This is a genomic window from Pseudoalteromonas sp. NGC95 (assembly GCF_015864705.1).
In the GTDB taxonomy this organism is placed as follows: domain Bacteria; phylum Pseudomonadota; class Gammaproteobacteria; order Enterobacterales; family Alteromonadaceae; genus Pseudoalteromonas; species Pseudoalteromonas arctica.
Genome location: NZ_JADYWR010000001.1, coordinates 302,890 through 325,233, shown reverse-complemented (window position 1 = coordinate 325,233; position 22,344 = coordinate 302,890). Strand labels below are relative to the sequence as shown.

Annotated in this window: 17 protein-coding genes and 1 pseudogene; 9 read left to right on the top strand and 9 right to left on the bottom strand. The window is 37.2% G+C overall.

Annotated elements, in window-relative coordinates:
• The 7 genes from I6E70_RS01485 to glmM all read left to right on the top strand — a co-directional run bounded on the left by I6E70_RS01485 (position 1) and on the right by glmM (position 7,490).
• Positions 1-1,038 carry a polysaccharide biosynthesis protein gene (locus tag I6E70_RS01485; protein WP_197187873.1) on the top strand — a complete coding sequence of 346 codons (1,038 nt, stop codon included), beginning with the start codon at positions 1-3 and terminating at the stop codon, positions 1,036-1,038.
• Between the two features lie 2 nt (positions 1,039-1,040).
• Positions 1,041-1,913, top strand: a complete 873-nt coding sequence (locus tag I6E70_RS01480; RefSeq protein ID WP_197187872.1) for a dTDP-4-dehydrorhamnose reductase family protein — start codon at positions 1,041-1,043, stop codon at positions 1,911-1,913.
• Positions 1,910-3,040, top strand: a complete 1,131-nt coding sequence (gene wecB, locus I6E70_RS01475; RefSeq protein WP_197187871.1) for a non-hydrolyzing UDP-N-acetylglucosamine 2-epimerase — start codon at positions 1,910-1,912, stop codon at positions 3,038-3,040. The genes I6E70_RS01480 and wecB overlap by 4 nt, the downstream gene beginning before the upstream one ends.
• Positions 3,040-4,242, top strand: a complete 1,203-nt coding sequence (locus tag I6E70_RS01470; protein ID WP_197187870.1) for a glycosyltransferase family 4 protein — start codon at positions 3,040-3,042, stop codon at positions 4,240-4,242. The genes wecB and I6E70_RS01470 overlap by 1 nt, the downstream gene beginning before the upstream one ends.
• On the top strand, positions 4,242-4,649 hold the full coding sequence (locus I6E70_RS01465) for a WbuC family cupin fold metalloprotein (protein ID WP_197187869.1): 408 nt from the start codon (positions 4,242-4,244) through the stop codon (positions 4,647-4,649). Before I6E70_RS01470 ends, I6E70_RS01465 begins: the two co-directional genes overlap by 1 nt.
• 121 nt (positions 4,650-4,770) lie before the next feature.
• The gene (gene wecA, locus I6E70_RS01460) at positions 4,771-5,844 is read left to right on the top strand and encodes a UDP-N-acetylglucosamine--undecaprenyl-phosphate N-acetylglucosaminephosphotransferase (RefSeq protein WP_197187868.1); all 1,074 of its coding nucleotides are present in this window, start codon (positions 4,771-4,773) and stop codon (positions 5,842-5,844) included.
• A gap of 290 nt (positions 5,845-6,134) precedes the next feature.
• The gene (glmM, locus tag I6E70_RS01455; RefSeq protein WP_197187867.1) at positions 6,135-7,490 is read left to right on the top strand and encodes a phosphoglucosamine mutase; all 1,356 of its coding nucleotides are present in this window, start codon (positions 6,135-6,137) and stop codon (positions 7,488-7,490) included.
• A 165-nt stretch (positions 7,491-7,655) separates the two neighbouring features.
• On the opposite strand, the gene I6E70_RS01450 is transcribed toward glmM, so the two are convergent.
• The 7 genes from I6E70_RS01450 to I6E70_RS01420 form a co-directional block, all read right to left on the bottom strand.
• Positions 7,656-8,810, bottom strand: coding sequence for an Arm DNA-binding domain-containing protein (locus I6E70_RS01450; protein ID WP_197187866.1), 1,155 nt, complete (start codon positions 8,808-8,810; stop codon positions 7,656-7,658).
• Positions 8,811-9,256: 446 nt separating this feature from the next.
• Positions 9,257-10,555, bottom strand: a complete 1,299-nt coding sequence (locus tag I6E70_RS01445; RefSeq protein ID WP_197187865.1) for a hypothetical protein — start codon at positions 10,553-10,555, stop codon at positions 9,257-9,259.
• Positions 10,552-13,347, bottom strand: coding sequence for a site-specific integrase (locus I6E70_RS01440; protein ID WP_197187864.1), 2,796 nt, complete (start codon positions 13,345-13,347; stop codon positions 10,552-10,554). Before I6E70_RS01440 ends, I6E70_RS01445 begins: the two co-directional genes overlap by 4 nt.
• Positions 13,340-14,917, bottom strand: coding sequence for a hypothetical protein (locus I6E70_RS01435; RefSeq protein WP_197187863.1), 1,578 nt, complete (start codon positions 14,915-14,917; stop codon positions 13,340-13,342). The genes I6E70_RS01440 and I6E70_RS01435 overlap by 8 nt, the downstream gene beginning before the upstream one ends.
• 13 nt (positions 14,918-14,930) lie before the next feature.
• Positions 14,931-15,404: a hypothetical protein gene (locus I6E70_RS01430; RefSeq protein ID WP_182752375.1), complete on the bottom strand. Its 474-nt coding sequence runs from the start codon at positions 15,402-15,404 to the stop codon at positions 14,931-14,933.
• A 1,898-nt stretch (positions 15,405-17,302) separates the two neighbouring features.
• On the bottom strand, positions 17,303-17,728 hold the full coding sequence (locus I6E70_RS01425) for a hypothetical protein (RefSeq protein ID WP_197187862.1): 426 nt from the start codon (positions 17,726-17,728) through the stop codon (positions 17,303-17,305).
• A gap of 331 nt (positions 17,729-18,059) precedes the next feature.
• Positions 18,060-18,278: a hypothetical protein gene (locus I6E70_RS01420; RefSeq protein ID WP_197187861.1), complete on the bottom strand. Its 219-nt coding sequence runs from the start codon at positions 18,276-18,278 to the stop codon at positions 18,060-18,062.
• A gap of 192 nt (positions 18,279-18,470) precedes the next feature.
• On the opposite strand from I6E70_RS01420, the gene I6E70_RS01415 reads away from it, so the two are divergent.
• Complete coding sequence (locus I6E70_RS01415; protein WP_165743724.1) at positions 18,471-18,968, top strand: hypothetical protein; 498 nt, start codon at positions 18,471-18,473, stop codon at positions 18,966-18,968.
• 172 nt (positions 18,969-19,140) lie between these two features.
• On the opposite strand, the pseudogene I6E70_RS01410 reads toward I6E70_RS01415, so the two are convergent.
• Positions 19,141-20,063 (bottom strand): annotated as a pseudogene (locus tag I6E70_RS01410) (IS256 family transposase).
• A 433-nt stretch (positions 20,064-20,496) separates the two neighbouring features.
• Between I6E70_RS01410 and I6E70_RS01405 the strand changes: the two are divergent.
• Entirely contained in the window at positions 20,497-21,819 is a 1,323-nt protein-coding gene (locus I6E70_RS01405) for a Fic family protein (protein WP_197187860.1), read from the top strand.
• 180 nt (positions 21,820-21,999) lie between these two features.
• Here I6E70_RS01405 and I6E70_RS01400 read toward each other — a convergent pair whose 3' ends face one another.
• Entirely contained in the window at positions 22,000-22,311 is a 312-nt protein-coding gene (locus tag I6E70_RS01400) for a helix-turn-helix domain-containing protein (protein WP_166421682.1), read from the bottom strand.
• Between the last annotated feature and the right edge of the window lie 33 nt (positions 22,312-22,344).

Here is a 22,344-nt window from a genome sequence, read left to right as displayed (position 1 = left end):
ATGTTTAAAGGAAAAGTTTTATTAATAACGGGCGGTACAGGTTCTTTTGGTAATGCTGTATTGCGTCGCTTTTTAAACACCGATATTAAAGAAGTTCGTGTTTTTTCACGTGATGAAAAAAAGCAAGATGATATGCGTAAGCACTATAATTCAGGCAAATTAAAGTTTTACATTGGTGACGTACGCGATAGCCAAAGCATTAATACTGCAATGCGTGGCGTTGATTATGTATACCATGCAGCAGCTTTAAAGCAAGTTCCTTCATGTGAATTTTATCCATTAGAAGCTGTAAAAACTAACGTATTAGGTACAGAAAACGTGCTTGAAGCCGCCATTGCTAATAATGTTGAACGCGTAGTGTGTTTGAGCACCGATAAAGCGGTATACCCAATTAATGCAATGGGCATTTCAAAAGCAATGATGGAAAAAGTGATCGTTGCTAAAAGCCGTAACTTAGAACACACCAACACCACAATATGTTGTACGCGTTATGGTAATGTAATGGCATCGCGTGGCTCGGTTATTCCTTTATTTATTCGCCAAGTAGTTAATAACGAGCCAATCACTATCACTGATCCTACGATGACCCGTTTTATGATGACTTTAGACGACGCGGTTGACTTAGTATTGCATGCTTTCGAAAATGGGAAAAATGGCGACATTTTTGTACAAAAAGCACCAGCGGCAACCATTGAGGTGTTAGTTAGTGCTTTACTTGAAATGCTTGCAAAGCCAGAACATGTTGTAAACGTAATAGGTACTCGCCACGGTGAAAAGCTGTTTGAAGCCTTATGTAGTCGCGAAGAAATGTTTGTTGCTCAAGAGCAGGGGGAGTATTTTAGAGTGCCGGCAGATAATAGAGATTTAAACTATTCAAAGTTCTTTGAGGAAGGTGATGCAGACTTATCTAAAGTGGAAGATTACAACTCGCACAATACTGAACGTTTAGATGTTGAAGGAATGAAGCAATTGCTTCGTAAGCTTGATTTTATGCGTGAAATTGAATCTGGCAACATCTTTGTTCCAGAGGGCGTTTAAGTATGAAAGTATTAATTTTAGGCGCTACAGGCATGCTAGGTTACAGTCTGTTTAGCAACTTAAATGAACACGCTAATTTGTCAGTATTTGGCACTGTGCGAAGTATTGCAGGTAAAGAGTCGTTTTTTACCAATGTACAGCAGCAATTAATTACCGGGGTTGACGCCTACGATATTAGCTCATTAAAGGGCGCAATCGAAACCGTAGCGCCTGATGTAGTAATTAACTGTGTAGGTTTAATTAAGCAGCATGGTATTTCAAAGCAACATATCGATGCTGTTAAAATTAATGCATTGCTCCCGCATGAGTTAGCTAATATTTGTGATCAAATGAATGCCAAATTGATTCACTTTTCAACCGATTGTGTATTTACCGGCGATGCAGGTTTATATAACGAAGATTCGTTACCCGATGCGCGCGATTTATACGGTAAATCTAAATGTTTAGGTGAAGTGAGCTATGGTAAGCACTTAACCTTAAGGACCTCTATTATAGGACACGAGCTCACTTCTGCAGTAAGTTTGGTTGATTGGTTTTTATCACAAAGTGAAAGCACTAAAGGCTTTTCTAAAGCTGTGTTCTCTGGCTTGCCTACATGTTATGTAGCCAAGCTATTGATGGAATATATTTTACCCAACCCAGAGGTTGCAGGGTTATTGCACTTATCGGTAGACCCCATTGATAAATATACGCTCTTAAAGTTGATTGCAGAGCAATACCAAAGGAAAATCACTATTGAAGAGTCGCAAGAACTGGTTATAGATCGCTCTCTAAAATCAGATGAATTTAGGCAGTTAACTAAGTTTAAACCACCGGCGTGGAGCGAACTTGTTGAATATATGCATACGGATTACGTTAATAGGTATAAAGCATGAAAAGGTTAAAGGTTGTTACAGTTGTAGGTACTCGTCCAGAGATTATTAGGTTGTCATGCACCATTGCAAAGCTAGATGAGTTTTGTGAGCACGTATTAGTGCATACTGGGCAAAACTATGATTACGAACTAAATCAAATATTTTTTGAAGACCTAGGTATTCGTGCACCTGATATATTTTTAGAATGTGCTGGTGCTACAGCCGCCGAAACTATGGCGCAAGTTATTAGCAAAGCCGACGCAATGTTTGCCGATGTTCAGCCTGATGCAATTTTAATACTAGGTGACACTAACAGTGCAATGGCGGCTATTCCGGCTAAACGTAAAAAAATTCCAATATTTCATATGGAAGCAGGAAACCGTTGTTTTGACATGCGCGTACCAGAAGAGATCAACCGTAAAATAGTTGATCATATTTCTGACGTTAACATGCCTTACACCGATATAGCGCGCGAGTACTTATTAGCCGAAGGTTTAAAACCCGATCTAATTGTTAAAACAGGCAGTCCAATGGACGAAGTGCTTAATCGCTACGCAGATAAAATTGCCAATGCCGAAATATTAAGCACACTGGGGTTAACATCGGGTGAATACTTTGTAGTCAGCGTTCACAGAGAAGAAAATGTAGACTCTGAGACAAACATTTACAGCTATGTAAAAGCCTTGAATGCCATTGCAGAAAAATACCAGCACCCTATTATTGTATCGACACACCCACGTACTAGAAAGAAAATTGACCTACTTAATCTTGAGTTTCATCCCTTGGTTAAGTTGTTAAAACCACTTGGGTTTAGTGATTATGTGAAACTTCAAATGGAAGCGAAGGTTGTGTTAAGTGATAGCGGTACTATTACTGAAGAGTCGTCTATTTTAAACTTTCCGGCCATTAATATTAGAGATGCACAAGAGCGGCCTGAAGGCTTTGAAGAGGGTGCGGTTATGTTTACTGGAATGAATGTAGAGAGGGTTCTACAAGCTCTAGAAATCCTAGATAAACAACCTCGTGGCGAGAACAGGCTTATTAATAAAGTGCAAAACTACATTGCCCCTAATGTGTCAGACAAGGTGTTGCGTACTATTATTAGTTATACCGACTATGTAAATAGAGTGGTGTGGAAAAAATATTAATGAAACTTGCTTTAATCATTGATGACTACTTGCCAGACAGCACCCGAGTGGGTGCTAAAATGTTTCATGAGCTGGCACTGGAGCTCATGGCAAGTGGGCATACTGTAACAGTAATTACCCCAGCAGTAGGGCAGTCACAAAAATTTACTGAGCAAATTATAGACGGTGTAAACGTTTGGCGTTTTAGTTCTGGCCCTATCAAAGATGTAAGCAAAGTAACGCGAGCGCTAAACGAAACCTTACTCTCGTTTAGAGCTTGGTCGGCTATTAAACAACATGTAAACGAGCACACCTTTGATGGCGTAATTTATTACTCTCCTTCAATATTTTTTGGTGGGTTAGTTAATAAAATTAAGCAGCGCTGTAACTGCTCCTCTTACTTAGTGTTACGTGACCTATTTCCACAATGGGTAATCGATGCTGGCATGTTAAATAAAAACTCTTTAATAGCGTGCTATTTTAAGTTTTTTGAACAGTATTCATATCAGGCTGCAAACACCATTGGCTTAATGTCAGAAAAAAATAGAGAAGTATTTAGTCAAAGTAACCGTACTGATTATCCTACCGAAATTTTGCGTAACTGGGCCGATACAACACCCGTAAATATTGATGTCAGCGTTAATTCTATTCGTACTGACCTACAATTAGAAAATAAAGTTATTTACTTTTATGGTGGCAACATTGGCCATGCGCAAGATATGGCAAATTTAATGCGCTTAGCTAAAAACATGCAGCATTGTACCCAGGCACATTTTTTGTTTATTGGACAAGGCGACGAAGTTGAGTTAATTAACAGTCTATCGCAACAGTGGCAGTTAACAAATTATACTTATTTGTCTTCGGTTAACCAAAATGAGTTTAAACGCATATTAGCCGACATTGACATTGGGCTATTTTCTTTATCAGCCAAGCATACTGCGCATAATTTTCCAGGAAAGTTATTAGGCTATATGGTGCAGTCGTTGCCTATTTTAGGCAGTGTAAATAGCGGCAATGACCTGCAAACGCTAGTTAATTCTAAAGGGGCTGGATTTATCAGCGAAAATGGCGACGATGAACAGCTATTGAAAAATGCTATAGCTCTTTACGAAAACCCCTGCTTACGTAAACAGCTAGGCGATGGAGCATATGAGTTGTTGAAAAATGAATTTTCAGTTACTTCTATTGCTGCTAAGATTGTTAAAAAATTAAAAGAGAGATAATGAGGAAAATAACTCAATCAGATATCGAACTTTTATTTGAGCAGGCTAGTTACTCCCCTAGAAAAAGAGCTCACCTTAATTTATATGCTAGCTTTGATGATAAAGTGCAAAGGCTATATATAGCACTGCTTGAAGGTAGTTATGTAGAGCCGCACTACCATGCTTTAGGGCACCAATGGGAAATGTTTATAGTGCAAAGCGGGATATTAAAAGTAATGCTGCACCATAAAGATGGCTCAGTAATAAGCTCTTTTTTGGTTGGCGATGAACAAGATTCTCAAGCCATTGAATTTAAATCGGGCGATGTGCATAGCGTAGAATGTGTATCGGAGCAGGCACTAATGCTAGAAATAAAAGAAGGGCCATATAATGAAGATCAAGCAAAAGTGTTACTCAACAACTGCTAAATAGATATATTTAACGCAAGTGTTTTCTTTTTAAATAGCAATTTACATAAAATTTATAGTCTGGTTAACACTAACTAATAATTCATTTGAACGGATTATTTTATTATTTTCAGGAAGAATTATGTTTTTAGATCTACTTTTAACTTTCTTTATGGCCTTTGCAGTATTGTTTTTTATGCGCAAGGTAGCTCGTAAAATTGGTTTAGTTGATAAGCCTACAGGTAGAAAGTTACACACTGGAAATATCCCATTAGTTGGGGGAGTAGCTATTTGTATTTCAATTGTGCATTACATTTACTCACACCCTGATATGATTACCCATGATAATTTATTTATGCTTTGTATATGTGGTTTAACTGCGGTCGGTGCGTTAGATGACCGCTTCGATTTAAGCGTTCGGATACGTATGTCGGTACAAGCGCTCATTTCTATCGCAATGATATACTTTGCTAATGCAGAGCTACTAACCTTAGGTAACTTATTGGGATTTGGTATTATAAAACTAGGGCTGTTTGGCAGCTTAGTAACGGTGCTAGCAGTGCTTGGCTGTATAAATGCTTTTAATATGGTGGATGGGATTGATGGTTTATTAGGTGGTCTGTCAATGGTGACTTTTGCTTGTATAGGTATGCTGCTATTTCTTTCCGGCGAGCAAAGTTTAAGTTATCTGTGCTTATTACTCGTAGTGTGTGTGTTGCCTTACATTATTATGAACTTAGGGCTTATAGGGCGCGAACGTAAAGTATTTATGGGTGATGCAGGAAGTATGATGATCGGTTTCATTGTTATATGGTTACTCATAGGTGCTAGCCAAACGGAGGGTAATCCTCTAATACGCCCTGTGACAGCTTTATGGTTAATTGCAGTGCCATTAATGGATATGGCTGCAATAATGATCCGCCGAGTTAAGCAGGGTAAATCACCGTTTAAGCCTGATCGTGAACACTTACACCATATATGTCAACGCTTGGGCTGCAGCCCTGTACAAACATTATTGCTAATATGTTTTATTGCTTCTTTATTTGCAGGAATCGGTATGTTGGGTGAGCTCTTATTAATACCTGAGTATATTATGTTTTATGGTTTTGTTATTTTATTCTCATGTTATTTGTTAGTGCTTACTAACTATTGTGTAATTATAAATTTTTTCCGTAGGAAGTTAGGATTACCTGAAAAAGTGTATGCCTCTAAGTAGTTTTTAAATTTATTTTTGGTCTATAGCTGGTTTTTGTGTATTTATTCGCTGCAAGCTAATGTTCAGAATAATAAATAATGATTAAGCTGAGTAAGATTTTTTGATAAAAGATTAACTCTGTACTCAAGTAAGTTCAAGCTACGTGTTTAGCTTTTTATCAAATAAAACTTAAAGCGTGAGTTTAACTCGCGCTTTTTGCTTTTTGTAATATCGCTTTATTTTTTAAAAAATAAATCTAACAAATTTGAATTGCGTATATTTTCGCACGTAATATCTATAAAGGAATAATTATGCCACGTAAGTATTTTGGTACAGATGGAGTAAGAGGTAAAGTAGGTACTTTTCCTATTACGCCTGATTTTGCAATGAAGTTAGGCTGGGCCGCGGGTACAGTCTTAGCCTCGAGTGGTACAAAAGAGATATTAATAGGTAAAGATACACGTAATAGCGGTTATATGTTTGAGTCAGCTATTGAAGCAGGGCTTTCTGCTGCGGGTGTTAATGTAGCATTTGTTGGCCCAATGCCAACGCCTGCTGTTGCTTATTTAGCATCAACTTTTAGAGCGGATGCCGGAGTTGTTATTAGCGCATCACATAATCCATATTACGATAATGGTATTAAATTTTTTAATAATTTTGGTACGAAGTTAAACGATGAGCAAGAGCTAGAAATTGAAGCTTTACTTGAGCAAGCATTAAATAATAACGCTATGCAGTGTGTTAGCTCAGAACGCTTGGGTAAAGCAAGACGCATTAACGATGCTGCTGGACGATACATTGAGTTTTGCAAAGGCATATTTGCTAAAGATTTAACACTTGAAGGTTTAAAAATTGTTGTTGATAGTGCAAATGGGGCTGCGTATCACATAGCACCAAATGTTTATGCAGAGCTGGGTGCTGAGGTTATTAGCATTAACGATAAACCAAACGGTTTAAACATAAATGAGCAATGTGGTGCTACACATCTAGATAGCCTTCAAGCAGCTGTGCTTGAACATAAAGCAGACTTAGGTATTGCGCTTGATGGTGATGCTGATAGATTAATGCTTGTTGATGATAGTGGCGCTGTGATTGACGGTGACCAAATCCTTTATATTTTAGCTAAATCAGCAAAGCTGCAAGGAAAAATGCAAGGTGGTGTCGTTGGCACACTGATGTCTAACCTGGGATTAGAGCTAGCGCTTAAGGAAATGGATATACCGTTCAAGCGCGCAAAAGTAGGCGATCGCTATGTTGTAGAGCAGCTTAAAAATACGGGTTGGAAACTTGGTGGTGAAGGTTCAGGCCATATTCTACACTTAGATTATGCAACCACAGGTGATGGTATTGTCGCTTCTTTATTGGTATTAACAGCGCTTATTCAGCAAAAGCAATCATTGAAAGACTACGCAGCAGGTATGCAAAAATTACCTCAGGTACTTCTCAATGTGCTTTTATCACAAAATAATGCGAATGAGATTTTAAACACTGATTCAGTTAAGCAAGCAGTAGTAGAAGCTGAAACACTATTGGCTGATACAGGCCGTGTTTTACTACGAAAATCAGGCACTGAACCATTGATCCGTGTTATGGTCGAGTCAACTGATTCTGTCGCATCTCAAGCGCAAGCTGAGCATATTGCTACGGCAATAAAAGCGTTATTGTAGAAATATATATAGGTTATAGAAGGTGAGGTTTCTATCTCACCTTCAAATATATCTATGGGTTACGTATATAATTGGGGTTTAAATTACTGGCTATATGGCACTATTAATTCCCGAGTTTGCAAGCTCAAATGTAGCTAATTTTATTTAGCATTTTAATCAAACGCTTCATGCAATCCCACGCTCAACCATCATTTCATTAAACGCAAATCCATCCTGCCTTGACGCATTAGCAACATAAGGCGCATATACTTCAAACAGTAAACGTGTATCGCTATGTCCTAACATATGTGAAATATAAAGCGGGTTTTCGTGCGCAGCAATATGCAGCACAGCAGCCGTATGACGGGTTTCATAAGGACGTCTACGTATCAGCCCTGCTTTATTTAATGTTGGATACCAAAGCTTTTTACTCACAAAGTGAGTATCGAGTGGGTTGCCATTGTGGGTAAATACAAATTCAGTATCAGCTAGGTCTTTTAAGCGGTTAAATAGTGCGTACAGTGTATCGCACATTTTTAATTCACGGCGTGATTTAGGGGTTTTTACATCACACAATTCACCATTAACCCAGTTATGGCGAATACGAATAAGACGATGATTAAAATCTATATCTCCCCAGCGCAGGCCGTGAACCTCACAGCTACGCATCCCAGTCCAAAAGCGTACTTTAAAGTAATCTTTCCATTCAATAGGTGCTGTCTCTAAAAAGCATTGTACTTCATTAGCCGTTAGCGGGTTTGAGTCAGCACGTTCTTCTTTTAATGTTTTGTATCGACGCATTGGGTAGGGGAAGTCATGCTCTTCAGCCGCTAAACTTAAAATCGCGATGAGTGGCCACAAAATGCCATTAATACGTTTATTCGTAAGCTTTCGACGGCCATTCTTTTTTATCATCGTCAGGCTTTCACGAAAATAATCAACATTAGCCAGTGTAATTTCGCTGACGAGTATATTACCAAACTCAGGGATTAAATACGTATCGAGAGTATTGCGCATCACGCTTTGGTAGCTGTTTTTCCATTTTGCTTTTTGGCGATCAAACCACTCATTCGCATAATCATTAAAAAATGGATGTAAGCGATCGGGATGCTTGGTGCGTTGTAGCACTTCAAATTTGGGCACCTTTTTACTCTCAGGAAAATAATCACGGTATTGAAACGTTTCTAAGTCAATTTCCGCGTTCATTTTTTTGAGTAGGGTATTAGCTTTTTTTAAATTGGCCGGTGTAGCCATGAGCTTAGTGCCTTCACGAAAGCGTTGCCCGTAAAGGTGTAAATCAAATTGAATACGTCCATTCGGACGAATACGAATGTGAGCCATAATGGCCTCCATTAGTTAGTCGATCTATAAATAGATCTATCCCTCACCAATGGAATTCGTTAGAATTAAGCCATCGGCTGGGTCGGTTCAAAGTCGGAGCAGCCGGTACGGGGTAGGGAGGTTGTCGCCTCTTTACCCCAACTGCTTATAAGATACCAACCCGCAATAATACGTAATCAATTTGAAGTATTAAACCTGACGCTAACAGCGTTAAAAATTTCTGATTTAGAACCACTAAATAACAAAATTTTTGCCTTGTTTTCGACACGGTTTTCTTGCTTCACAATAGCTTACTAAATTAAGCGAATTGGTATTTTTTCTAATTGTGCTAACACCATACACTAAGTACAAAATCGCGCTACTGATTAGAATTTCACACTTAAAATATAGTAAGCACTGTACATTTGTCCAGTTTTTATACTCATTACCTTTTACTCACATCGGAATCAAACATCAAGCTCCCCCTGCCCTTTTTGCTGTAAATATTGCGTTTTATCCAAGTTTTCAAGCATAGCTACCACTTCCGAGAGTTGGCTATTATCTTTTTCAATAGAAATAGTGTGGTAGGGTAATCCATTATTTTCTGAACAAAATACGCCTAGTTTAAGTTCACCATTTAAATGTTGTATCACTTGTAATTGAGTTGCGTAATCGTTGACGGAATTCTTGATTTTTACTTTGAGTAAATCTTTTGGTGAAAAACGGAACAGTGAGGAGATTGCACCTTCTTTTTTATTGTCAATTTCTTTTAGATGCAGCGGTTTAGCGAATTTATATGGACTTGTCAGAATAGCAATTACAGCCCTGTTATTGTCCAGATATAAATAGGCTTGATCCGCTTTCTTAATGGTGACATAGTTATTAACACAGTGGTTAACTTCATCTTTAAATATTTTTAAATTAAGTATCATACTTATTAAAGAAAGTGTCTCTTCTGGTTCTTTTGCATGAAACTCATCGGCACCAGCCAATGAACAGGTTATAACTCCTTCTGCTGTTTGCAGTATAAGCAACTCGCCCTGTTGAACTACACCAATCTCATCATCCTTTATAGATTTGCACAAGCTATCAAATTGATTAAAGCTTTCTTGTGTCATAACGATAGAAATAGGTAAGTTAATCTCTTTTGGTAAAAAGATTTCGCTTACTCTGCCTGCTATTTGTACTTTTATAACCTGCTTCTCTACATCTATCTCAATATACTCAAATACTTCAGATAAATTATCACCATGGTGAAGTTTTTTTATCTCATATACCATACGTTCGATGGCTGCCTTACGGATTTTTTTAGTTGGCAGTTGTTTAATATCCTCAAAGTGGGTTAAATGTTTCTCAGATGCCTCTTGGCAATCACATATACGAATGGTTATTTTATTACTTTGATTATCTTGGTTCGACTTCGCTTTATTTTTATCTGAATCAACGTGAATTAATTCTATAATCGACGTGCCTGATGACAGCGTTTTAAAGTGAAATACAATGTCTTTTTCTAATGGAAAGTAGTGTGGAAGCCGTTTAGCGAAAGCACTATCAATTGAAAATTGTGCATTTTTTAAGTGAGTAGAACGCGTACTCAGTTTAATTGTACAACCTGAAATTAAAGAGTTTTGACCTACGATTAACGTAAAGGAAAAACCTTCTTTATCTATTAATATAGTTACTAGGCTACCGACGTGGCGACGATCAATTCCATCCGTAATATCTTTAATTAAGCTGCTTTTATTGTGAGGTAGAACAATTATCATGGTTGGGCCTCATTAGATTGCAATAAATGAAAAAAATTTTGGGTATATTCGAGCACATCGGCTGAAAGGGCTACTTTGGGTGTCAAATAAATAGTTAATAGCGTTTCTCCTTTAGGTATTTTTTTTACTTCAATAGTATCGTTTTTATGAGCAAACAGTGTTTTGATTAATACTAGTTGCCGCTTAGGCTTAACTTTTCGATTAATACACAGTACAAACTTGCTGCTGAGCCATCCCCAATCTTCATGTTTAAATACGGCGTTGTACACACTGGCATTTTTAGTGTTGCAGGCAAGCGTGATCTGCAATGATTGTTTATCGTTAGAAAGTATGACGGGAGGTAAGTTTTTCAAAGCTGTGCGCTGTTTTTTACTCATCGGATTAATGTGGTGTTTACTACCGTTGGCCCAAATAAAACTGAGTGCATAGAGATCAAGCGTTTTATTATTGAACATGGCTTTAAATATGAAACCGTGTATAGAGTGTTCACTGTCATGAAGTTTTTCCCACGCTAAATTGTGATCAATTGTTAAAGGCCCTTGCTTCGTTTTAATAGCTTTACCAAATACAGCTTCTCTAAGCTCACAATCACTCAGCGTTATTGGCTTACTACGCTTTTGCATTAGAGTTTTGTTGGCGTATTCAGGACTAAGCTTAAGTAATATGCGAGAAAGATCATTAGAGTCCGGCTTTAGTCCAAGTAAATAACGCAGCTCGTTGTGTGTGTATTCGCGCTGTGTATACGGTGAATGAGTAGGGCTAATGATAGGCAGTAGCCAATCTATGTCATGCAAGTATGACCAGCGTGTAGTGCCATAATGAATATGACCAATTTGTTTACCCATTTCATCTAAAAAGGCGGCATCATTCACTTCGTTAACCTTTCGCCCCTCAAACCAATAATCATAGCGAGTAGCCACTGATTTTCTCGATAGCGCCTCTTGAGCAAGGGGGAGGTTTCCTCGTTGCTCATCAGGTGTATCATTTAAGCAGTGCAGTGTTTGCAGCATAAATAGATGTACGCCACTGTGGCGAAGGTGATGAAAATTAAGATGATTACCAAATAAACACCGTAAAGCACGTGACACAGGTAATAAATAATAAAGCTGTCGTGAATAGTACTGCTCACCTTCAAACCCCAACAAGGGCTGCTCGCAGGAGGCGCTCTCTTTTACTTCGAGTAGATGTTTAAATAACAGGTGATACCGCTTAGGAAGTGTAGTGTATACCTTACGAGTGGTATCGCTTTTAGCGTTGCCTTCAGGGGTCTTTGTTACGGTAATTGTTATAAGGCCAGTACTTGATTTAAAACGAATATCCTTAAAGCGTAATCTAAGAATTTCACCGCGGCGCAGCATAGCGTAAAAGCCGAGTAAAGTAGCTATTACACAGAATAGACTACGAAGAGGGTGATGGGTGCCATTGTCGATAAGTGTTTTTATCAAGTGGTCACATTCCTCAACGCTTAAACGTGCAGGGCTCACAGAAGGCGGTATTAGCGGGCTACTAAACAGGGATAAATCGAGCGTATCTGTTTGCTCTTGGTGCTTTAAAAATCGCAAGAAATTATAAAATGTTACCTTTACTATATCGGAATCTATTGATTCATAAACACACTTAGCCCATACATTAACCGCCTCTTCGTCAATTGCATCAACATAAGATAAAGGGAAGAGCTCAAGCCTACTTTTGAGTGAGGTATAGTTTTTAATTGATCCTAAGGCAAGATTTGCTTTTTTAACGCCCCCGTACACAATAAAATGTTTGGTATAATCAAATAACATGCGTGGTAAAATATTAGCTACATCCCATGAAGGGGGCTCTATAGCATCTAGGTTTTTTGAATCTTTGAGTAACATTTCATGAGGCCAACGCAGTTTGCTTTTTGAGCTTTTTATTGAATCAAACGACTTGGCATACCAGTCAATAGCATAAATATCATCCGCCATTATTGTGAATGAGGTAACGTCGCGGGATATACCGACGTGGCGCTCAGGACAGGCTAAATCTTTTATAAAAATAAACGGGAGTTTAAAGCGAGTGTACCAACTTATTTGAAAACGTCTTGGCCACTCACCTTGTTTAACACCTGATAATCCTTCTTCTTCTAACCATAGAGTTAAATGGTTATGTAACTTCGCCACCGTTATTTGCTCAAGGGGTTGTGCATAATAATCACGTAATAGTCGGTAGCATATTATTGGAATATGGTAATGTGTTACTTGCGGTTGATCACTACCACATCCAAAATGCGTTACAGCAAGGCGCGGATTGTGTATTTCATCTGTGATTGAATCTGTGTTATTTAAGATTGCACACACATGGGCTAATGATAAAGGCGCGATTTCAAACCCTATCATTAATGCAACAAAACAGGGTGTTAATTTCGCTCTTGTCGTAAAAAAATGCGTTTTATGTTGTTGGTAACGAGTAAATATTTGCTGTGCATGCGCAGTACCTTTTGTAAGCTCCTCAAAATATAGATGATTCGTATCCGCTATATTTAGTTTTATTTTTTCAGGCAGTTGCCATTGGCGTTCATTTCCTAAATAAAAAAGAACGCCCTCAAGTGCCTTTCGATAGACTCGTTGCTCCCCCGTTGGAATAGTATTAATTTTTTTATTTATTATATTTAGTTCGGTATCATCTAAACGAGGTGTTTGTATGCTCATCACCATTAGTAAGTTATTCAAAACCCATAAAATAGCTTTTAGAGATGTACTATGTGGCCAGGTATTTACTAAATAATCATTTATTTTATTGGTCTGCTTTTCTATAAGCTGTTTAGACATGAATAAACGCCTCCAAACCAATGCGCTGCGGTAGCATGTTTAAATAGTCCTTCATCACAGCAAAACGTCTTGGCGATAATGTGTCACTGCCGACTTGCTCCCCCAAATTTTCATGACCCATGAGACGATCAATATCGTTATCAAACAGCTTGCCTGAAAACATGTGACTATCAGCACAATGACTAAAAAAATGACGTAGTTGGTAGGGGATAACATTTGGCCATAGTTGATCCATGAACAAAGTCAGCTTATAACTCGTTAGCGCTATTGGCTTATTTTTTTCATCACATGTATACCAAAGTTCATCTAGTTCACTATGTATATTGAGTTGCGAACGAATAACTGTTTGAAGTGATAAGTAGTGCTTAATTTCTTGCTGCAAATAATCACAGAGGATGAGTTGTCTAAGGCGGCCTTTATCCTTAATGAACGCAATATCAGCTCCTGAATAATAACCTGATAAAATACTAATACCATGCGTAGGTCTTGCGCCAGTAAGGAAAATATAGAGAAATGCAATACGATAGGTTGCTTTATTATAGTAATCGCGAAGTGCTGCTTGATTGGCTAATGATGATTTTTGCCTTGGATCTTTGACATAAATACTCTCTTTGGCATCTTTAACCATTTTTTGAAGTGATTTAAAAAAACGACTCACATCTTTATCATGCAACGAACGACTGCTTCCTAACATAATTGCAGGAGTATACACTTTGCTTATTCCGTACTGCGAGGTGTCGAGTTCAGTGTGCTTTATAGTGCCTTTTTCTAATAAATACTTAGCCTTATCAGGCTCCTTTTTAATTAGGTTAAATGAAAATTCTTTCAGATAAACCACAAAGTACGAATGAATATTAGCGTTTCTTGCAGCAGTTATAAGCCTTGATAAGTAGCGGTTATGCGCCTTAAATATTTTACTGCGTATATTATCACTACTTTGTTGTTGATAATATTCCGAACTTCTATGATGAGCTTGTTGGGCCCCGATAAGCTGTGTTCTAACAATTGCACCCAATGTGTTATCTGCTTTGGCGCATTTTACAAAGTAACTTTGCAGGGTATCTTTACGTACACGGCGTAGGTGTTGTAATTTGTGAGGTGTTTTCCAAGCCGTAGACATTAACTTGAATAAGATTGTTTTGGACTTTTGAGTTAAAAAAGAACTGTCGTAGGCTTTTTTGCTAATAAACGTTTGAAAAAGCTGATTTAGATATGTGGGGATCGGCTGCCATAAGTAGACAGCTGTATTTTTGTCTATATATGGACACGCATACTCTGCCCACGATACGGTGCCGTCATGGTAGTTACGAAACGTATATTGACGACATAGGCTAGCGCCGGAAACTCGCATAAAATCAGGAATGTCACTGGGTTTATTAATGTCACGCCAGTGTCCTGTTAACCACATAAAGAGCGCGACAACCGTTATTGCAGAACGTGTTTTAACATCTACCTTTGCTAGTTTATCTAATAAAATAGCAAGCGTTGTAGTATAAGCCATTGCATCGGGATAACAGCCCCCGGAATTGCTTAAACGATTACTTCTCGCTATGTGTGTAAATATACTCATATCGACTTTTCCATTACCGAAAAATAGAAGGAGAGGTATTAGCTAAGTTTGCCAATATCGTTTTTTTAGGGGCGTGTATACCGTGTGCTTTAAAACAACCAAGTCGATGTTTAATATTTGTACTTAAATTGGTTTTTGAAAAAAGCGTTAATGCACCATCATAAAGTAAGTTTGTCAGAAGAACCTGTTCAGTAACTTCTTGCGGGTAAATATGTAACCTTAAACTTAATTTCGCTTTCAACGGATGTGCTTTAAAGCGTTCGAGTATGCCGCTAGATGTAAGCGTTAAATAGCTATTATCGCCAGTATCAATAGTGACGGCTAATGGGTGCAAGTCTAATAATGACTGTACTATTTCTATGGGTAAGTCACAGATACTTTGGTTAGCTTTTAGCTGTATCACATCATTTTTTGTCAGTTCAATTAATAGCGGGTGAGTTTTTAACTCAGCCTTTAAAAGTGGGATCGATTTCTGTCTGTATTTCATAAATTCGTTTTTCCATACGTTTTAATTATTAAAGGATCACAAAGCATTCATTTCGATACCGTGGTCAATTAGTCGTGCTAATAAGACCTACATTAGTACAAGCAACAAAAGTTACTTTCTTATGAATACGGCAAGTGAACTAGCTCCATAGGTACAAGTCGAATCGTAAACATTATTTTTGATATATAAAAAAATTAGAGAACCCCAAAAAGCACGTTGTAATTTTCACTTTTTAAATGTTGTTTAATTTCAATGGGTTAAAGTTTAATTTTTTTTCAAAAAAAAAGGTTATTTTATGTTTTTTAATTTATTTTTATTTTTTAAGTGGATTTTGAGGTGATAAGTAAGGCTATTTGTGCGTTTTAATGTGGACGTTGGAAGGGAGAGTGACTGAACAAGTATTTATTTAAGGAAGACGTAGTTCGTATAACTAAAGCATATAACGATGAACGTTAGTATTGATATTCTGATTTTTAAAATACTTGCTTAACGAAAAAATATGAAGCAGAGAATGAACGCCTGTTCAGCTAATAAACTTTCAATTTTCCGCTATTTCCGCGACTTTAAGTTCTGAGTTTTATTCATAAATTTAAGATAATCTCAAAAATGAATATCTCCCCATCTAAACGAATTCAAATTATAGGTTTTTCGCAAATTAATAGATTTTTGATGAGTTCCAGAAATAGAGCACCCTATTTAACACTCTCTAAAATTTGACTTTTAAAAATGACTTTTAATTCAACTGGTTACTTTTTGTGAGGTTTTTATTGTTTTATTAATTATAAGTTTTAGATTAGGTACAAGTCGAATCGTAAACATAATTTTTTGACATATAAAAAAATTAGAGCACCCTAAAAAGCATGCTGTAATTTCAATTGGTTAAATTTTAACTTTTTTAAACAAAGATTATTTTTACGTTTTTTAATTGATTTTGTGTTTTAAGTGGGTTCTGAGGTGATAAATAAGGCTATTTATGCGTTTTAATGTTGATGCAGGAAGGGAGCGTGACTGAATAAGTATTTATTCAAGGAAGACGTAGTTCATATATATAAAACATATACCGATGTACGCTAGCATTGATGTTCTGTTCTGATTTTTAAAATAGTTGTTTAACGAAAAAATATGAAGCAGAGAATGAACGCCTGTTCAGCTAAAATAGCTCCAATCGGTACGCTTTTTCACAAGTTTTTTTTGCGAAAATTTCGCACCTTTAAGTTTCGTTATTTTTTCGCCCTTCGAGTGTGGCTGTAAGTATGTAAGTATGTAAGTATGTAAGTAGTACTAATAACGTATAAAAATAGCTCTCGTAAACCCCTATTTACGATAGCTATTATTATGTTTAATAAGGGTTGAGTTAACTTCTGTGCTCAATGGACTTCTAAGGTTTCACCGTTGACAGAAATTCAAAGACGCGAGAAACATTTAACAAGGTAGCTTGGGCCGTAGTCATAACAACGAATATTGCGTTCGTTGCGATTTAAATTAAGAATATATTTAGTTAATAATCTTGAAGTGGTAATGCATTTGCATTACCACTGATTGTAAGCTTAGTTTTGGGAGAGCATATGACACAAGTAGCTTTAGTTACAGAATCAACATTAACCGATCGTTTTCAAGCAACCGTACCTAATGTTGAACGCTAAGCATTGCACTTAGGTAAAAAAATAAAATTCAGTTTGAAATTCAGCCTAACGGTAATGTCATGTTTGCACGCGTGAAGTCACCTGAAAGTGAGCCTATTGTTGAATCCTTTTTAGCTTTTTATTACTAATGATATGCAAAAGCACCCTGAAAATTTCAGCTACTTACGGAGGCTATGCGAGAGTATGAAACATCGTTTAAGCGCTTACAGCAATTAATAGCAAGCGCGTTTATATGGGGTGTTGTCGTCACATAGCTTAGAACGGGAAGCTCATGGCCCACTTGCCATTTTCGTAGACAAAATCAATCGTTTTTACTGAGCCGTCATTCAATGTATATTCATACATGCATGCGCCTCCCCACTCCTTAGGCAGTCCTTCTGCTTCTATTGTTTCAGCATCGAGATAACAAGTCTTTTCATTTAAAGTCATATTCCCCGTTTTTTGTTCATGTATTTTTTGAAGCATTTTGCCAGCATTCTGTAGCTTACTCTCTGACCAGTTAGCCACTTTTCTTGTTTTTCGTCCTTTAGGATCATAAACAACCGAAAAAGCGGTTTTAACATCACCGGCTTTAGCCGCTGAATTAAAGGTATCAATGACTTGTTCAGGAGAACCATTAAATGGTGAGCAGGCTGTGAGAAGTAGTGATGAAAGCGCGAGCAGGGGGATCGTGTTTTTCATAATTCAATGTCCTTATTTGTATGTTGTTTGTATGTTAATTGTACATATTTAAGTTAGCAGCTATATAGGTTATTTACAATTTACAGACTTAACTTTATGAAAAGTAGCCTGCTATGGGCGATGGAAGATAAATTATCGGAATATATTTTCACTATTTTAACTTCCGATCTTAGCTATGACAGATCGTTTCAAATTATCAAGTTTAGGCATTCTTGTGCTCCATCACAAAAGTGAAGTCGGCAAAAAGTCTTTTTAAGGGGTTACAGTTGAGCAGGGAAAACGATTTTTACTCTTACCTTCTATTTCCCTGTAAAGTTCATAAGTTTAAAATTTACATTTCTATGATGTGTTGAATGACTTTGTCATGAAAACTACTGTAGCCTGATGTTGCGCGAGGATGAGTAATTCTGGAGCATGTGGCATTTGCGGCGGTGAATCTCCAATATTTCCTTGGTATAATATCCCGATTATCATAGCCGCCAAAGTTTTCTTCAAACAGTTCCCTTATAATTGGCTCTATCCCTGTTAAGCCTGCTGAAAATGTTCTCATTTAACCTAAACCTATTTCACCAGTGTCATAAAATGGTATCAATAATGTGCTTTATGATACTAGTTTGGTAGTGTCATTCAAGGAGCATTTTTTGTATCCATAACAAGCTATCATTCATCGAATCAATTGTTTACGAGAGGCGTTAGGTGTAAAATAGCATTAAATACAAGTTTCTTAAAAATGGATTTAAAAATGGATTTAAAAATGGCTAGTAAAATTATAGGGCTTACTCTAATTTGTATTTCAGGAGTTGCAGAGTCAGCAAGTTGGTCTGTGAATGAATCAATCGATGAATGGACTGATGAAGTAGTTGTTAGTGGTTATTATAGTGATAGAGAGCTTGGAGTTTGGTCAATTTATTGCAATGGCACTGTTAATATGTATCACAAACCTAAGCACGGAAGGATAATTGGAACAGCATATGCAATCATTAGAATAGACAAAAATAAAGTACACGAAGGAATTAGATTAGGAGAAAGCCTGAACCATTGGGTTTATCCTTTAAAACAAGAATTATCCTATAAAAGTATTAATATATTAGATGAAATGCTTATTGGAAAATCAATGATGGTTAGATACAAGGATTTAGAGTATGAAAAAGGTAAAATTTCATTGAAAGGATTTAGTGATACATATAAAAAAGTTAGCGACGCATGTAATGCTAAAAATGGGGAAGTTAGCGGCGGTTAATTAGATTTCAATCGTGTGTACTAACACTCACCTTTTCAAGTTGAATTATCAGATATTGTGAGCCTGTAACGGATTCTGTGTAACTGCCCGTTGTTAGATTTTAAATATGCTTACTACTGAGGCGCTCCTCAAATTCAATGATAAAACGACTCATGTCTCGAGTTGGCATCGTCTATTTTTTCGATGCCTCTTTTATTGCCAAATAAATCATTTTTCTTGCAGAATCGTTATTTGGAAAGAGCTTACGTTTTTTAATCGCTCGACGAATAACGCTGTTAAGTGATTCAATAGCATTAGTTGTATAAATGGCTTTGCGTATTGCCTCAGGGTAATTAAATAGCGTATTTAGATTATCCGAATTCGCACGCCATGACTTGGCTATTTGAGGGTACTGACTGTCCCATTTCTCTGCAAATCGCTCCAACTCTAGCAACGCCTCTTCTTTTGTCGACGAACAGTAAATCAACTTTAAATCTGCCGTCACGGCTTTATAATATTTCCATGAAACATATTTCAATGAGTTACGAACCATATGCACAACTGAACATGTGTTTGCGGGTAAGCTGTATTTACCGCATCAGGAAAACCTTTCAGGCCGTCTACGCACGCGATTAAGATATCTTCAGCGCCCCGTTGACTTAATTCAGTGAGCACAGCTAGCTAGAATTTAGCACCTTCATTTTCAGAAATCCACATGCCAAGCAGTTCTTTATGACCATCAATATTAATACCTAAGGCAAGGTAAATAGACTTTTTGATAACGCGCTTATCTTGGCGTGTTTTTACAACCAAGCAGTCCAAATAAACAATAGGATAAATGGCATCCAATGGCCGGGATTGCCATTCTTTAACCAGCTCCATCACTGCACTGGTTACACGTGACACCAATGTAGGAGAAATATCAGCGCCATACCACTCATCAAATGCATTAACGATATCACTGGTGCTCATACCTTGTGCATATAGCCACAGAATCTTATCATCCATTGAAGTAAATCGAGCTTGATGCTTTTTAACTAGCTGTGGCTCAAAAGAGCCTTCACGGTCACGGGGCGTATTAAGCTCAAACTCACCATCTTCCGTTTTTAAGTATATTAGCTATTTTTAATAGATTTTTTGATGAGTTCCAAAAATAGATCACCCTATTTAGCAATCTCTAAAACTTTTTTAAAAGTTATTTTAATTAAATGGTTTATTTTTTTGTGGTTTTTTACTGATTATATGTTTTATATAGGGTTTAAAGGTGGTTAAAAAGATTATTTATGTATTTTTTATATGGACGCATCAAGAGAAAACTCTACGTTTGGCTGCTATTATTTTTCGGAGGGGTTACCATATCATTCACAATGATTTGAACATTTTTACAAAGCGGACGTTTAAATAACCCAACCCTGTCCAAAAGGATTAATTTGATTTATACATCTTAACTTTATAAATCAAAATCCCTTTCTATATGATTCATAAAACGTAGATTTTTAAATCATAATTCGATATAAGTTGATTTATAAAATACAAGAGTTTAAATGACATGTATCATTGGCAACAAAAAAATTGGCCTCAATTCGAATATGATGTGACACGCTTTGAGGCAAGTGTCAGCGAGTATTCGAAAAAAGCCTACAGCATTGAAGGGGCATTATCGCAAATACCGTCAAAGGACCATAATGATGCATTTATCCACTTACTGGTTGAAGAAGCATTAAGCACCAGTGCCATTGAGGGTGAAAAACTTAACCGTGAAGAGGTGCGTTCATCGGTTGCTCGTTTTCTAGGGTTAAAAGAGCCAGAACGTGGTGGTTACTTCCCTAAAGAAAAAGGTATTGCGGCGATGCTTGTTGATGTGCGCAAAAGCATTAAAAGCGCTATGTCTAAAACCTTACTTTGTCATTGGCACACGCAGCTATTACACGGTAGTGAAGATTATTATCTAAACCCTATTACTAAAGGCGATTATCGAGACTCGCCCATTGATATAATAAGAGAAGACTTATACTGTGATAGTGAAATCATCTACAAAGCACCCGGTAATAATCGCACTGAGGTTGAACATGAAATGGATGCTTTCATACAGTGGTATAACAACGCCAATTGTTCAGGCCCGATAAAAGCAGCCGTTGCTCATTTATGGTTTGTCGCTATTCATCCGTTTCAAGATGGTAATGGCCGTGTTGGTAGAGCCATAACCGAGCATGCGCTATTTCAAGACTTTTCGAGGCCTCCGCTTTTTAGTATGTCGAGCATGATTAATACTAATCGAATGGAATATTATCAACAGCTTAGAAATACCAATGCCAGCTTACAAATTAATGAGTGGATAGCATGGTTTGTTGAGTTAGTCAGAACTTCGCAAGATAAGTCACTTGAATCCGTTGAATTTGTATTGCAAAAATCAAAGTTTTGGGCTGAATATGGAGAGATCAAACTCAACCAACGCCAAGAGAAGGTGATGAAAAAAATCTTCACTGTAGGCGCTGATGGCTTTGTGCGTGATGGTTTAACTAATGAGAAATATCGAGCGATTACAGGAGCGCCACCGGCAACCGCAACAAGGGATTTAAAATCATTGGTTGATAATGGCTTGCTTTACCCGTCAGGTGAAGGTAAACGTGGTTTACGTTATTTTGTGAACTTCCCGCAAGAGAAAAACCTATTTGCTGACAAAGAAGATGTTTCACTCGTTAATGATGTTAGCCTAATTAATATTTTAAAGAAAATAGAGCGTAATATTGAATATTTTCGTGGTGAAAAAAATTCAGGCTTAACAAAGCTTATTGATGAATATAAGGCTCTATCATTAGATGATGAAGTAGCGGAACAAAAGTTAGAAACGCTTTTAGGGCGAAACAGGTAAATTAGTTACACCCTCGCATGGTGATGGTGGTATCGATGTTGCAATTCCGCTTCACTGAATGGTATACAGTTTAAAAAAGAAAGCTCTTAATTTCTAAACACTACCCATCTAAACGTTATGCACTTTAGATTTGAATCCGCGATGTCAATTCCATGTGTATTCCCTGATTAATTATTCCAATTAGTGTGTTTTAACGGCTTCAACAGCCATTGTTAACTGATCATCTGTAAAGGATGGTTTGAAACGAAAACCAATTCTATATAAACAAGTCATTAACTTATCAATGCTGAATTTATCAATTCGGCCATTTACCAAATCGCTTACACGAGGTTGAGTTAGCCCTAATTGAACTCCTGCATCGGCTTGTGACCAATTTTTAGCATTGATAATGTCACGAATAACAATCATCAGATCTGAGCGCGTCTGTAGTTCAGAGGCTTCTGCTTTATCTTCTGTGATTGCATCAAAGATATTTGAGTATTCAAGAGTCATCTTAACAACCTTATTGTTCAAATTATAACCACT

Bases quoted from the DNA above. Each gene is read 5' to 3' on its own strand.
- I6E70_RS01485 (WP_197187873.1), top strand. From the start codon at position 1: ATGTTTAAAGGAAAAGTTTTATTAATAACGGGCGGTACAGGTTCTTTT.
- I6E70_RS01480 (WP_197187872.1), top strand. From the start codon at position 1,041: ATGAAAGTATTAATTTTAGGCGCTACAGGCATGCTAGGTTACAGTCTG.
- wecB (WP_197187871.1), top strand. From the start codon at position 1,910: ATGAAAAGGTTAAAGGTTGTTACAGTTGTAGGTACTCGTCCAGAGATT.
- I6E70_RS01470 (WP_197187870.1), top strand. From the start codon at position 3,040: ATGAAACTTGCTTTAATCATTGATGACTACTTGCCAGACAGCACCCGA.
- I6E70_RS01465 (WP_197187869.1), top strand. From the start codon at position 4,242: ATGAGGAAAATAACTCAATCAGATATCGAACTTTTATTTGAGCAGGCT.
- wecA (WP_197187868.1), top strand. From the start codon at position 4,771: ATGTTTTTAGATCTACTTTTAACTTTCTTTATGGCCTTTGCAGTATTG.
- glmM (WP_197187867.1), top strand. From the start codon at position 6,135: ATGCCACGTAAGTATTTTGGTACAGATGGAGTAAGAGGTAAAGTAGGT.
- I6E70_RS01450 (WP_197187866.1), bottom strand. From the start codon at position 8,810: ATGGCTCACATTCGTATTCGTCCGAATGGACGTATTCAATTTGATTTA.
- I6E70_RS01445 (WP_197187865.1), bottom strand. From the start codon at position 10,555: ATGATAATTGTTCTACCTCACAATAAAAGCAGCTTAATTAAAGATATT.
- I6E70_RS01440 (WP_197187864.1), bottom strand. From the start codon at position 13,347: ATGTCTAAACAGCTTATAGAAAAGCAGACCAATAAAATAAATGATTAT.
- I6E70_RS01435 (WP_197187863.1), bottom strand. From the start codon at position 14,917: ATGAGTATATTTACACACATAGCGAGAAGTAATCGTTTAAGCAATTCC.
- I6E70_RS01430 (WP_182752375.1), bottom strand. From the start codon at position 15,404: ATGAAATACAGACAGAAATCGATCCCACTTTTAAAGGCTGAGTTAAAA.
- I6E70_RS01425 (WP_197187862.1), bottom strand. From the start codon at position 17,728: ATGAAAAACACGATCCCCCTGCTCGCGCTTTCATCACTACTTCTCACA.
- I6E70_RS01420 (WP_197187861.1), bottom strand. From the start codon at position 18,278: ATGAGAACATTTTCAGCAGGCTTAACAGGGATAGAGCCAATTATAAGG.
- I6E70_RS01415 (WP_165743724.1), top strand. From the start codon at position 18,471: ATGGATTTAAAAATGGCTAGTAAAATTATAGGGCTTACTCTAATTTGT.
- I6E70_RS01405 (WP_197187860.1), top strand. From the start codon at position 20,497: ATGTATCATTGGCAACAAAAAAATTGGCCTCAATTCGAATATGATGTG.
- I6E70_RS01400 (WP_166421682.1), bottom strand. From the start codon at position 22,311: ATGACTCTTGAATACTCAAATATCTTTGATGCAATCACAGAAGATAAA.